This window comes from Acetobacteraceae bacterium, from assembly GCA_004843345.1.
In the GTDB taxonomy this organism is placed as follows: domain Bacteria; phylum Pseudomonadota; class Alphaproteobacteria; order Acetobacterales; family Acetobacteraceae.
The window spans coordinates 1,516,179-1,530,000 of the sequence record CP039460.1 but is presented as its reverse complement, the minus strand read 5'-3'; the positions used below and the strand labels follow the sequence as shown (position 1 = coordinate 1,530,000).

10 protein-coding genes (1 of these 10 running past the window's edge) are annotated in these 13,822 nt (G+C 44.3%); 4 read left to right on the top strand and 6 right to left on the bottom strand.

The annotated features are described in order from the left end of the window. The 3 genes from clpB to FAI40_07440 form a co-directional block, all read right to left on the bottom strand. A protein-coding gene (clpB, locus tag FAI40_07450; GenBank protein QCE35180.1) for an ATP-dependent chaperone ClpB crosses the window boundary here: on the bottom strand, positions 1–2,537 show its 5' portion. It extends 73 nt beyond the left edge of the window; only the first 2,537 of its 2,610 coding nucleotides appear in the window; it begins with the start codon at positions 2,535–2,537; the stop codon falls past the left edge of the window. Between the two features lie 225 nt (positions 2,538–2,762). Next, positions 2,763–3,335 carry a hypothetical protein gene (locus FAI40_07445; protein ID QCE35179.1) on the bottom strand — a complete coding sequence of 191 codons (573 nt, stop codon included), beginning with the start codon at positions 3,333–3,335 and terminating at the stop codon, positions 2,763–2,765. Positions 3,336–3,359: 24 nt separating this feature from the next. Next, a complete protein-coding gene (locus tag FAI40_07440; protein ID QCE35178.1) occupies positions 3,360–5,177 on the bottom strand; it encodes a DEAD/DEAH box helicase in 1,818 nt (605 codons plus the stop codon). 326 nt (positions 5,178–5,503) lie between these two features. Between FAI40_07440 and dapF the strand changes: the two genes are divergently transcribed. The 3 genes from dapF to ftsY are packed head-to-tail and all read left to right on the top strand — an operon-like array spanning position 5,504 to position 8,921. Continuing rightward, positions 5,504–6,370, top strand: coding sequence for a diaminopimelate epimerase (dapF, locus tag FAI40_07435; GenBank protein QCE35177.1), 867 nt, complete (start codon positions 5,504–5,506; stop codon positions 6,368–6,370). A gap of 48 nt (positions 6,371–6,418) precedes the next feature. Then, on the top strand, positions 6,419–7,666 hold the full coding sequence (locus FAI40_07430) for a MiaB/RimO family radical SAM methylthiotransferase (protein ID QCE35176.1): 1,248 nt from the start codon (positions 6,419–6,421) through the stop codon (positions 7,664–7,666). A 37-nt stretch (positions 7,667–7,703) separates the two neighbouring features. Next, positions 7,704–8,921: a signal recognition particle-docking protein FtsY gene (ftsY, locus tag FAI40_07425; GenBank protein QCE35175.1), complete on the top strand. Its 1,218-nt coding sequence runs from the start codon at positions 7,704–7,706 to the stop codon at positions 8,919–8,921. Between the two features lie 65 nt (positions 8,922–8,986). Here the strand turns inward: ftsY and FAI40_07420 are convergent, their stop codons facing one another. Together FAI40_07420 and FAI40_07415 are read right to left on the bottom strand one after the other, a co-directional pair. After that, a complete protein-coding gene (locus tag FAI40_07420) occupies positions 8,987–10,300 on the bottom strand; it encodes an adenylosuccinate synthase (GenBank protein QCE35174.1) in 1,314 nt (437 codons plus the stop codon). Positions 10,301–10,373: 73 nt separating this feature from the next. Next, a complete protein-coding gene (locus tag FAI40_07415) occupies positions 10,374–11,483 on the bottom strand; it encodes a hypothetical protein (protein QCE35173.1) in 1,110 nt (369 codons plus the stop codon). Positions 11,484–11,685: 202 nt separating this feature from the next. Here FAI40_07415 and FAI40_07410 point away from each other — a divergent pair, with 202 nt between their 5' ends. Next, positions 11,686–12,462, top strand: a complete 777-nt coding sequence (locus FAI40_07410; protein QCE35172.1) for a DUF541 domain-containing protein — start codon at positions 11,686–11,688, stop codon at positions 12,460–12,462. 50 nt (positions 12,463–12,512) lie between these two features. Here FAI40_07410 and FAI40_07405 read toward each other — a convergent pair whose 3' ends face one another. Next, positions 12,513–13,820, bottom strand: a complete 1,308-nt coding sequence (locus FAI40_07405) for a trypsin-like serine protease (protein ID QCE35171.1) — start codon at positions 13,818–13,820, stop codon at positions 12,513–12,515. Positions 13,821–13,822 lie beyond the last annotated feature (2 nt).

Below are 13,822 nucleotides of genomic sequence, written 5' to 3'. Positions count from 1 at the left end.
TGGATCTCTCCTGCCAACAAATGGCTGGCAAGTGGGTTTTGCAACTCCCTCTGAATAACCCTTTTTAAAGGTCTTGCACCATAAACTGGGTCGTAACCAGCATCCGCTAACCAAGCGAGTGCTGTTTCATCCAGCTTAATTTGGATTTTGCGATCCTCAAGAAGCTTCATCAAACGACCAAGCTGAATTTGAACAATCTGACTCATATCTTTTTTCTGTAAACGAGAGAAAAGAATAATTTCATCTAGACGGTTTAAAAATTCTGGCCGGAAATGCCCTTTGACGACTTCCATCACTTCATCTCGGACCGCTTCAACTTCCTCACCCTCTTTCTGATTCGCCATAAATTGCGATCCTAGATTACTGGTGAGAATGATAATCGTATTCCGAAAGTCAACGACACGGCCTTGCCCATCTGTTAAACGCCCGTCATCCAAGACTTGAAGTAAAACATTGAAGACATCCTCATTCGCTTTTTCGACCTCATCGAATAAAATCACCTGATAAGGGCGTCTTCTGACGGCTTCTGTTAAAACACCACCAGCCTCATAGCCAACATAGCCTGGAGGAGCACCGATTAGACGAGCAACAGAATGCTTTTCCATAAACTCGCTCATATCGATACGAAGCATTGCCTTCGAGTCATCAAAGATAAATTCAGCCAAAGACTTTACGAGTTCCGTCTTCCCCACCCCTGTTGGACCTAGGAAAAGGAAAGAACCTAATGGGCGATCTGGATCCTGAATTCCAGCGCGCGAACGCCGAACTGCATTCGCCACGGCAACCAAGGCCATATCTTGACCAATCACCCGTTTACGCAAAACATCTTCCATTTTAAGAAGCTTTTGCTTTTCGCCTTCAAGCATTTTATCTACCGGCACGCCCGTCCAACGGGAAACAATGGCAGCAACCCCCTCGTTCGTTACAGCATCAATCGCAAGTCCGCTTGAATCGCTTTCTTTTTCAGCCTGTTTCTGCTGTTCTTCTGCCTCTTTGATTTTTTTCTCCAAAGATGGTATTTCGCTGTACATCAGCTCAGATGCTTTTTGGAAATTACCTTCACGCTGTGCTTTTTCAACTTCAGAACGTGCCTGATCTAATTTTTCCTTTAAACCACGCACCCCTTCAACACGGTCTTTTTCTGTTTTCCATGCTGCTGTCAGGCTGTTTGATTTTTCCTCAAGCTCCGCAAGTTCCACTTCCAGCTTTGTCAAACGCTCTTTTGAAGCATCATCTGTTTCTTTACGAATCGCTTCACGTTCAATTTTCAGCTGCATAATACGGCGATCAAGTTCATCAATTGCCTCTGGCTTGCTATCCAACTGCATTCGCAAACGGCTGCCAGCCTCATCAATTAAGTCAATGGCCTTATCTGGCAGAAAACGATCCGTGACATAGCGATTAGACAACATTGCTGCGGCAACCAAGGCACTATCTGTAATCGGCACACCATGATGAAGTTCGTATTTCTCTTTGATCCCTCTCAAGATAGAAATCGTATCTTCAACGGTTGGCTCATTAACAATCACCGGTTGGAAACGGCGAGCTAAGGCAGCATCTTTCTCAATATATTTTTTATATTCATCAAGAGTCGTTGCCCCAACGCATTGCAGCACACCACGTGCGAGTTCTGGCTTTAATAAATTAGCCGCATCCATCGCACCGTCTGTTTTTCCTGCCCCAACCAAAGTATGAAGTTCATCAATAAAGAGAATAACTTCCCCTTCTGACTCTTCAATTTCTTTCAGAACAGCTTTCAAGCGCTCTTCAAACTCGCCCCGATATTTTGCACCTGCAACCATTGCGCCTAAATCAAGTGCAAGAAGTTTTTTATCCCGCAAAGCTTCAGGAACATCGCCATTGATAATCCGAATGGCCAATCCCTCAACAATCGCGGTCTTACCAACACCAGGCTCACCAATCAGAACGGGGTTATTTTTACTCCGTCTAGCTAGAACCTGCATAGCACGGCGGACTTCTTCATCACGGCCAATAACAGGATCCATTTTCCCTTCACGGGCAATGGCGGTTAAATCCCTCGCATATTTCTTCAATGCATCAAAGTTGCTTTCTGCGCTTGCGCTGTCCACCTTGCGACCCTTACGGATTTCATCCATAGCGGCCTTAAGAGATTTTGCCGAAGCGCCTCCCTTAACCAAAGCTTCTCCTGCTGGCGTTTTACTTTCCGCCAAGGTAATTAAAAGCTGATCTTGAGCAACAAAACTGTCCCCATTTGCCGTTGCGTCTTGTTCTGCTTTATCCAAAACACGCATTAAATCTGGCTTGGCTTGTGGCTGACCTGCGCCACTTCCCTTCACTTGAGGAATTTTTGCCAAAGCTTCATCATTTAAACGACGAACCGTCGCAGGATCGCCACCTGCTGCGGAAATAAGAGAGGAAGCAGCCCCTTGCTTATCGTCCAGCATTGCTTTCAACAAATGTTCCGAGGTCAATTCCTGATGATACTCCCGCAACGCAATCGTTTGAGCAGCTTGGAGGAAGCCTTGGCTTCTTTCTGTAAATTTTTGTGGGTCCATAAGTCTTCGCTCCTAAAAAATAAAGCGTTTTAGAATAAAAATGAACGCTTCCGAATTTCTGAGATGATTCTAATCTCGGACGAATTTTTCAAATTTCAATAGGTAAATGTGATATTATCACAACAATTTTACAAAAAGTCTAAAATCTCCTTGTAAACAAGGTTCTCAAGCGGAGCAAAACACTTCAAAGCAAAAAAAAACCCCCGCTTTTACACGGGGAATTTTTTAACTTTCGCCAATTTTATGCGTTAAAGAGGCCGGATTTATCTTTAAAAGTGCTAATGCTTTTTGCCATTTCCCCTTAGGATCTGGATCAAACAGAATATGTTTATTTGCGGGTGCAATCAGCCAAGCATCATGTTGTATAATTTCATCCTCCAACTGACCGGCTTCCCAAGAAGCATGACCTAAAAGCATCATCGCCTCTTTTGGGCCTTCGCCTCGTGCCAGCTCCTGCAAAATAGGCAAGGTGCTGGTGACGGCGGCAAGCTCACCGCCACGCATCGTTTCTGGATAATTCTTCTCTGGAGAATGAAGGACAAAGCCTCTCGTTGCATCGATCGGCCCTCCCATCCCTAAAAAGAGCTGACGACGTGGTGGGTTAGGAGAAACACCAAGTTGCTCAAAAAGCATCTCTATCGTTGGATCTTTCAAAGAGCGATTTACAATCACCCCCATCGCCCCTTCCTCTTTAGAATGTGCACAGACATAAATAACAGTTTGTGCAAATTCCGTTTCCACAAGGCTTACATTCGCAATGAGAAAGCGTCCTGCTAAATTTTCTAATGAAAGAAAAATTGCCTAACTCCTTTAGGTTCAAGTTTATTTCTTATTCCGTTTACGACCTTCGGAACGACGGCCTGAAAATTTTCCACCGCCTTTTCCAAAATTACCTTTACCGCTTCCACCTTTGTGCGATCCCCCGGAACGACCGCCACGGCCACCACCATTGCCACCACGTCCACGCCGATCCCCTTTAAACATAGAATCTTGTGGTGGTGGGGCTGAGGCTTCAATGGAAGGCTGATCATCTCCAGCATCGGCAATCGCCCGTGTAAATGGGTGAACCATTTTATCCGCAATCTGAAAAAGTGTGTGATCTGGCAAAATCCGAATATCGCCGATATCACGTTTTTGCACATTACCAAGCTTGCAAATAAGAGGCACCAGCCATTTTGGATCAGCCCCCTCTTTACGTCCAAGCCCCATACGGAACCAAGAGCCCTTCATAATACTACGCTGTGAAGGTGCTGTTGGAGAGACAGGCGCTATATTCTCAGGTGCAGGCAGACTTGCCAAATAAAACTCAACCAAAGCAACCGCGAGCTGTTTTGCATCATAGGTTTCAACCAGCTGGTTAATCAAAGCCTGATCTGTACTGCTTTCCTTACCTTCTTTCTCAGCCTTTGTAGCCTGTTTCAGAAGGGTATTCTCCATCAGATTCTGACCATCACGCTCCGTAATCATGCTAATGGTTGGAACAGCTTCCCAAGAAGCTTTAATCTGTGCCTGTGAAAGAAGACGCTCCGCACGGCGGCGCTGATTGACAGGAACAAGGAGAACACTCGTTCCCTTACGCCCTGCACGCCCTGTACGGCCTGAACGGTGAAGCAAACTTTCCGAAGAACCCGGAAGCGTTACATGAACAACGAGTTCTAACGCACGGATATCAATCCCTCTGGCGGCGACATCTGTTGCAACACAAACACGCGCATGACCTGAACGTAAGCTTTCAATCGCACGGCTGCGCTCATTTTGTCCCATTTCTCCAGAAATAGCGACAGAAGTGAACCCCCTATCCATCAGATAGGTTTGCACCTCTTTAACCATCATTCTGGTATTGCAGAAAACCATTGCGGTTGGACAATCGTAATAACGCAACACATTTACTAGAGAAGCTTCTAATTCTTTAGGCGGCGTGACAACGGCTCTATAATCAATATCTGCGTGCTGTTTCTGGTTAGCCGCAACATCAATACGAACAGAATCTTTCTGATAACGCTTTGCTAACGTCACAATATCATTTGCAATCGTCGCAGAGAAAAGAAGTGTACGGTGCTGTTCTGGCAAAGAATCCAGAAGCTGCTCAAGCTCTTCCCTGAATCCCATATCCAGCATTTCATCCGCTTCATCTAAAACGGCGACACGCACTTTAGACAATTTAAGATTACGGCGTGAAAGATGGTCGCAAAGACGCCCTGGCGTTCCAACAACAATATGCGCCCCACGTTCTAAAGTGCGCGCTTCGCGACGAGCATCCGTCCCTCCGATGCAACACGCAATTTCAGCACCAGCCTCTGCGTAGAGCCATTCAAGTTCTTTCTGTACCTGCTGTGCCAACTCTCTTGTTGGTGCAACCACTAGAACAAGAGGTGCAGAAGCTCTTGGGAGCTTTCCATCTTCTCCCAAAAGGTCTTGGGCAAATGCAAGCCCGAAAGCAACAGTTTTCCCAGATCCTGTGCGGGCAGAAACCAATAAATCTTTATCTTGTAATTTTGGGTTAAAAACAGCCTGCTGCACTTGGGTTGGGGAAATGTATCCCTTAGCCTCCAATGCTTTTGTTAAAGCTGGAAAAGTATCTGGAAAAGCAGGCGCTGCTTTCGTTTCATGTTCAGCAGAATGCGAAACAGTATCATTCATATAGTTCTTAAACTCGCTCAAATATAAAAAAGCCTAAAGTCAACAAACTGAAACACAAAATGGTGTGCCATACTGCTGCTTTTAGGGAAAATGGGATGTATAGGAGCGAAAATGAAAGCTAAATATCTAAAAACAATACCTTCCTCATCTAACATACAAGAAGAATTTTTAAGAAAACCTTATGCTAAGCCCCTGAAATGACCATCCTTAATTAAAAAATCTTATTTCTTAACGACTTATAGCGTATCTTATAAAAAAAATCAGCCCATTATCTTTAAGTTATCATCATTATCTCTTAATTTCTCTCCCAAATCAGGATCTTCAAGATGTGCAAAGTGCAATTTTATAAAATGGAAGCTTTGGGAAATGATTTTGTCCTTTTTGATGGCCGAGATTTCTCACAAGACCAAATTTCCAATCTTATAAAAAAAGAAAATCTGCTTCATATCGCCGATCGGCGTTTAGGGATTGGATGCGATCAAATCATTCTTCTAACCTGTAACCCTTCCTCAAAAACGCCCCATTTTATTCGATTCTTTAACCAAGACGGCAGTGAAGCTGGCGCCTGTGGCAATGGTTCTCGCGCTATCATTCTCTATCTTTCTCTGTGTGGCGAAAAAAACCTTTCCTTCCAAACATCCGAAGGACTCATCACGGGAAAAATTTCTGGAGAGACAATTTCTGTTTTCTTGCCCCCCCCCTCTTTTGATGCGTCAAAAATTCCAATGAAACCTCATCTCAAAGGAAAAGATGTTTTTTCCGATATTAAAATAAAAACATGGCAACAATCCTATGCCTGCTCTATTGGCAATCCTCACGCCACTCTCTTTTTTGAAACGCCAGACATTGCTCTCAACGAAAGAAAAAAACTCGGAAAAATTCTAGAACACCATGCAGATTTCCCTGAACGTGTCAATATTGGCTTTGCATCGCTGGTAACACCACACCACCTCAAGCTGTATGTTTGGGAAAGAGGCGCTGGAATGACTTATGCTTGTGGCACGGGGGCTTGCGCAGCTTCTATCAACGCTATTTTTCTTGAAATGGCACAATCGCCTGTCAAAGTAGAAATGGAAGGCGGAACTGTCTGCGTGGAATGGGATAGGAAAAATGCCTCCCCTATTCTTTTGTCTGGAACAGCTCATTTCTGCTATCAAGGGATAATAAAAATCCCCTCCTTTACAAGAGGATAAAACTCCCTAATAAGTTTCTTTTTAATTTTTTTGAGTGTTTAATAGATTTTGGCTTCCTCCTCCTCTTCCCCACATAACCGTGTCCAACATTTGACTTTTGGCTGTCGTTTAAACTTTTTAGAAAGCGAAACGATGGAAAATCTTGCCTCTCAAACAGAGGAGAAAGAGGATCTTCTTATCGTCAATAGCTGTGCGGTCACAGCAGAAGCTGAACGCCAAGCACGCCAAGCCATACGCAAAGCGCATAAAGAAAATCCAGCCCTTAAAATTATTTTGACAGGTTGTGCCAGTGAACGGAATCCTGAAAAATGGAAGGATTTACCTGGCGTTTCGAAAATTGTTTCAAACCTTACCAAACTTTCACCTACCGAATGGGGGATTAGCGATAAAAAATCTATCCCAGCCCCTCAAAGCAGGCGGACAAGGGCCCTGCTCCAAATCCAGCAAGGGTGCGATCACTCCTGCACCTTCTGCGTTATTCCACAAGGACGGGGCAAAGCCCGCTCTCTTTCAAAAACTGAAATTTTAAATCAAGCAGGTATTTTACTTGAAGCTGGCCATAAGGAAATCGTTCTCACTGGCGTAGATATTGCTTCTTGGCACGAAAATGGCGAACGCCTTGGGCAACTTTGTAGAGATATTTTAAAAGCGCACCCTAACTTACCCCGATTACGCCTTTCTTCTATTGATCCTGAACTTATTGCGCCCCAAAATTTGGATAAAAACCTTTGGGATTTAATTGAGAATGAGGAGCGCTTCACGCCCTATCTTCATCTTTCCCTCCAAGCTGGCGCTAATTTGATTTTAAAACGCATGAAACGCCGCCATTCTTGCCAAGATGTCGATTACATTATTCAGCGTACCCGTCAAGCACGTCCGCATTTTGCTATTGGTGCCGATTTAATTGCTGGCTTTCCAACAGAAACAGATGCGCTTTTCGAGGAAACTTTTCATTCTCTCTCAAATTGGAAAATTCCTTTCCTGCATGTGTTTCCTTATAGCGAGCGTCCCAATACACCTGCTGCAAAAATGCCTTCTGTTCCTAAAAAAAAACGTCAGGAACGCGCAAAGCGTGTGCGTCTCTTAGGCCAAGCAACATGTCATGCCTTTCTCAAATCCCTCGTTGGACAAGAAGCCGCCGTTTTATTTGAAACGGCCGAAAAAGGTATGCTTCCAAATTTTGCACGCTTTCATTTAGAGGAAAACACTGAACGCAAGGGCATTTCTGGAGAAATCCTTCAAGTTAAAATTACCAATGCCACCGAAAATGAACTTCTTGGCCATCTTATTAAATAAATTCTTTCACTTTCCAGGTTATATTTAAGGAAATTAAATGTCTTCTTTTTTTGGTAAAATTAAAAAAGGTCTTTCCCGAAGCACACAAAAATTTACAGAGATTCTAACAGGCACCAAAATAGATGATGAAACCTTAGAAGAATTAGAAGATGAGCTGATTGCTGCAGATTTAGGTCCGGAAACCGCAGCGCGTGCCATTGAGAAATTTCGTTCCAAAGTAACCCATGGCGCAACCTTAAGCGCAGAGCAACTGCAAGAAAGTCTTGCTGAAGTCTTAGCAGAAACTTTAGAGCCTCTCGAAGCCCCCTTCACTTTACAAGAAGATAAAAAGCCGCACGTCATTTTAATGGTTGGCGTTAATGGTACGGGGAAAACGACGACTTCTGGAAAAATCGCAGCACAATTTGCCTTAGAAGGGGAAAAAGTTTTTCTTGCCGCAGCCGACACCTTCCGTGCTGCGGCTGTGGAACAGCTTCAAACATGGGGAGAGCGCGCAAATGTCCCCGTTATCACAGGAAAAATGGGAGGTGACCCCGCCTCCGTTGCCTATGATGCCTTGGATCAAGCCACAAAGGCAAAGGCTGATCTTTTAATTATTGATACCGCAGGACGTCTCCATAATAAAAATACCCTTATGGAAGAACTGGCAAAGATGATCCGCGTCCTTAAAAAAATCGACCCCGATGCGCCTCACTCTGTTTTGCTTACGCTTGACGCTGTTACAGGTCAAAATGCGCTTGATCAGGTTAAAATTTTCCGTGAACTCGTCCGGGTAACAGGCCTGATTATCACCAAAATTGATGGAACAGCCCGAGGAGGCATTGTTGCTGCCTTAGCGCATGTCGAAAATCCCGTCCCAGTTCACTTTGTTGGCTTTGGCGAAAAACTCGAAGATTTACGTCCCTTTAAAGCGGATCTTTATGCCAAAGGCCTCGTTGGGCTCGACGAAAATCCAAAAACAACTGAAGACGCAGAAGCGCCTCTTGAAGCTATTGCAGCAACCATCGAAAATGATAAATCTACCCACCCCAAAGAAAATCTAGCAGAAGAAAACATTCCTCCTGCCTCTCCAGCCGTTGAGTCTACCGACAAGACAGCTACGAAAGAAAAGCAGCAACAAAAAGAGACTTCCCCTGAAGATTCTCTTCCAAAACCAAAAAATACTGAAGAACAACTAGTCGAGACACAGCAGGAAAAAACAGAAGAGCCCATTAAGAAAAAAGGCTTTTTCCATTCCTGGTTCAGCAAATCATAAATAAAAACAATCTAAAAAAATGCCAGCCTGAAAAGGCTGGCGTTATCTTTTGAAAAAGCTAAGAATTAGCCTAAAATTTCAGCAAAACCCTCTGCAAAAATAATCTCATTTCTTTCGGGGCCTGTCGAAACACAGGCGATTTTTGTTTGTGTCAATTCTTCAAGACGTTTGAGATAATTTTGCGCTTTTTCAGGTAAATCCTCCCACTTACGAATACCTTTTGTGCTTTGCTGCCAGCCTTCATGATATTCATAAATTGGCTTTAAACGTTCTTGCTCTTTCATTGCAGATGGCAAGGTTTGAATTCTTTTCCCATCTAACTCATAGGCCACAGCAATCGCAATTTTTGGAAGCTCATCTAAAATATCAAGCTTTGTTAAAGCGATTGCGTCTGCACCGCCAACACGCACCGCATAACGCATCATCACAGCATCAAACCAGCCACAGCGACGTGGACGCCCTGTAACAGTCCCAAACTCATGACCTCTTTTTGCAATAAGCTCACCTGTTTTATCAAATAATTCCGTTGGAAAAGGCCCTGATCCAACACGGGTTGCATAAGCCTTCGCTACGCCCAAAACAAGACCAGAGGCTTTTGCACCAAGGCCTGTACCTGTTCCAACATTTGAAGCGACAGTATTAGAACTCGTCACAAAAGGATAAGTCCCATGGTCAACATCAAGCATCACTGCCTGCGCACCTTCAAAAAGAAGCTCGCCACCCCTTGCGACAATCTGAGAAAGCATCGCATCTGTTTCTTTTGCAAAAGGCAGAACTTTTGGTGCAATATCAGCGATAAATTCAAAAACCTCTTCTTTACTAAAGGTTTTAGCCCCCAATCCCTTTAATAAAGCATTATGATGAAACAAAAGATCGTCTAATTTTTCACTGACCGTCTCTGGATCGGAAAGATCTGCAAGGCGCAAAGCACGGCGTCCAACCTTATCTTCATAAGCAGGGCCAATTCCACGGCCTGTTGTTCCGATTTTATTATTTCCTTTTGCAGCCTCTTTTGCACGGTCAACCGCCCCATGAAAAGGCAAAATCAAAGGTGCTGTTCCTGAAATCCAGAGATTATCGGGGGTAATTTCAACGCCTTGCGCTTTAACACGTTCAATTTCTTCCAAAAGCGCTTTTGGATCCACCACAACCCCATTCCCAATAACGCTGATTTTTCCTTGAACAATTCCTGAAGGCAAAAGAGACAGCTTATAAACCTTGTCTTCCACAACCAAGGTATGTCCCGCGTTATGCCCACCTTGAAAACGGACAACAGCATCAGCACGATCCGCAACCCAGTCAACAATTTTTCCCTTGCCTTCATCGCCCCACTGCAAGCCAATGACAGTTATATTCTGGGATGGAAGTCTTTTGGACATAAACTCTCTTTCTCGTTTTAAATACACTCAAACACGATCCGCACAGTGATTGTAATCACTTTACCCTTAACTTTTAAGATGTCTGCTTAAATTCTGGAATGGTCCAATGTTCTGCCGTCGGGCTACAATAAGTCGCCTTTGGAAAATCATCGCAGTAAAGTTTCTGAAGCAATTCCTCATGTGCGCCTGAAACAATATCAAGCTGCATCCCAATAGGAACATCTCCGCAACGTTCTGGTAATTGCACATCAGGCAAGAAAATCAGATGCATCATATTGGTTGTCGTCGTGAAATGCGCCACAGGCATATTATAGGTGCAAAGGGAACTTCGCTTCACATGGATACTGCCATTGGGAGTAAGCAAAATATTGGTTAATCCGTTCTGATTAAGATGCGCTTTCCCTGTTGTGCCTTCATCATTAAAAACAGAATTTAAAGCCTGAAGCGCTGTCATCCCTCGATCTTTAGGATTCCCAGCTTTTCCAGATTCAAACGTGTCAATGGAAAGAGGAATAACATCGCTCATTCTATGGCTCATGCCACCTTTAAGCAAAAACTTCACCTGCGCATAATAAGATTGCCAGCCAGGCTTCCCAGCTTCAGGCTCTTTCCACTCCAACTGTGGGAACACAATCAAAGAATAATCTTTCTGATTTTGAGACGGCACTTGGCTGTCTTCAATTTTTTTTGCCTGTTGCTCTAATTCTTCTTTGGTAATGGTTGCCGCAACAGAACTATTATCGGCTCTTGGGTCAATTTCCTTCTTTGGCCCTGTTGACGGGGTCGCCGCTGGCGCTTCAGCGGCTTTTTCTTGGGACGCATTGTCCTGCGTTGACGCTTGAGGCACGGCAGATGATGCCGAAGGAGGCGTTTGTGGCTGTTCGGAAGAGGCTGCTGGAGCAGGTTGCTGAGGTTGAGATACATTTCCTGATTCTGCAACCTGTTTTTCTGAAGAGTCCGAAGGCTGTTGGGTCGATTCTGAAGCTTGCTTCTCTTGAGAGGCCTCTGGAGAAGGCGCATCCTGCGTTTTTTCTTGCGCTTGGGCATCCTTCGCTGGCGCTGCAGGAGAGGTGTTTTCCCCTTCAGATGGGGCGGCTTGTGCAAAGCTATGATGCGCAGAAAAGCAAAAAGCCACTGTCGCAAGTGCTGAAATATAAAATGACGCCTGTCTTGTCTTCTTCATCTGATTACCTTCTTCAGCCCTTAATTATCAAAAGCAGCTTCTTTCTCTTTTGTCTGATTAAGAGACGGACTTCAAGCCCTCTTTTTATGAAGAAAAAGCCTTTCCGCCAATATGAAGATTTATTTCCACTCTTAGTCTAGCAAAAAGAATGATATCTTTTAGAATGAAAAACGGAGAATTTATTTACCCATTGGAGATTTAGATGTCTTTTTTAAAAAAACGCTACCTATCTTTTTCTGCACTTTGTGCCATTTCTGCTATGGCGGCTTTTTGCCTGCCTCTTACGACACATGCAGATGAAGCTGGCAAATGCAAAGACACCAAACATACGCACCTCTCTTTCCACAGTGAAGGCGAAATAAGTATGCAGCCTAACCTTTTAATCCTCCATCTAAGAGCAGAACATTCTGCCGCTAACCCTGCAAAAGCACAGGCCGAACTAAACCAAATGGTTGCCCATGCGCTTAGCAATGCAAACCAGGGGCAAAAAAATATCGCAGGTTTAGAAATCCAAACAGGCGACTACTCTGTCAATCAAACGGGTTCTGATTCAAAGTCTTCGGCTTGGAGTGCCTCTCAAGAAATTTCGATTAAAGCCCCAGTCGATGACACAAAGCCAGCTCAAAGTGAGGCTCTTTTGCGTATTGGAGGGAATCTCCAAAATCTAGGTCTTAGTCTCAACCAAATTGAATGGACTCTAGATGAAAATACCAAGAAATCTGTCACAGACAAAGCTATTCAAAAAGCTTTAGAAGCGCTCATTCCTGAAGCTAAAAATGCAGGAAAAGCACTCGGCCTGAACTTTATTTCTCTCGAATCTGTTAACATTGACCGTCCTTATTTCCAAGGCCCAACCCCTCGTGTCATGCTCATGAGCGCTGCAAGCAACCGGATGGCCAAAGATGTTGCGCCTCAATCTAATCCGCATGAGTTGCACATCTCCGCATCAGCAAATGCCGTTGCTGTTTTAGGAAAATAAAAACATTTCATTATGTTTAAAAAGCCCTCTTTAATTTAAAGGGGGCTTTTTTAGAAAAAAGTTGACGTTGTCGAGCCGTCTCCACCACCAGATCCTGAACTATTTACGCCAGATTCTGTGGCAATATCTTCTGCAGAAGCCCCTCCTAACCGAACAGGCAGAATTTTTTGTTCTCCTTTTCGACGGATCGTAAAGGCAAAAATACTTCCTGGTTCAGAAACACCAATACTCCTGAAAAGCGCACGTGCACTTTGCACAGCACTGCCGTCAAGCTGTAGAAGCTGATCACCAGGACGCAACCCTGCAGCCCAAGCAGGGCCATTATAATCAACCTTAATAACCCGCAAAGGAAAAACACTGTCATCAATGGTCACTCCAATCCAACCATGATCGACATGCCCTGTCTTTAAAATTTGATTCACAATAGGCCGCACCAATTCACTTGGAACCCCAAAACCAATGCCAACAGATCCTTCACTTGGACTTGCAATCGCTGCATTAACCGCAACGACCTCTCCCCGAATATTAAAGGCAGGTCCTCCAGAATTTCCAGGATTAATCGGCGCATCTATCTGCATATAATTATCCAGCGCTCCAAGACCGAGATCACGCCCAATCGCAGAAATAATCCCAACCGTAACCGATGAGCCAAATCCAAAAGGATTTCCTGCGGCAATCACCCAATCCCCAATATCAACAAGAGAGCTGTTCCCCCATTTGACAAAAGGTAAAGGGGAGTCACTCTCTACCTTAAGAACCGCAATATCAGTCAAAGGATCACTGCCTAAAAATTTACCTGACAAAACTTTTCCATCTGTGAGAGCGACCATAACATGGCTGCCATCTCCAACAACGTGGGCATTTGTAACAATAATACCTGAGGAATCAATGATAAAGCCTGATCCCATACCGCTTTCATCGTCCGAAATATTTTTTGCAGGTACAGAATGTGCCGAATTTGTATCGGGTGTTTCCTCTGAGGTCTCTGTTTCATCGTCCGCATCATCTAATGCAGAATCATCCGCTGCAACAGAAATATTTACAACGGCAGGAATAACCCTGCGTACCAATGGAGAGAAACTGAACGGACGCGCAATAGAAAGAGCTGGCTCACCAATACGTGAAAAAAAAGGTTTATTGGAAAGTGGCGTATTGCTTTGCCCTCCCCCAACCAGAGGTTCTGAAACAGGGGTCGGACTTGTCCGCTGAATATAAGCAACATTTCCACTGCCTAAATGCCGATACCGCACAGCAAAAGCAAAAAAAGCTGTACTTATTAAGGCACCAGCGATCGCCCCTCCAATTAAGGAGGCCAGTGTATTAAAAACAGCAGGAGAAATTTTACGAAGCTGAACCATAA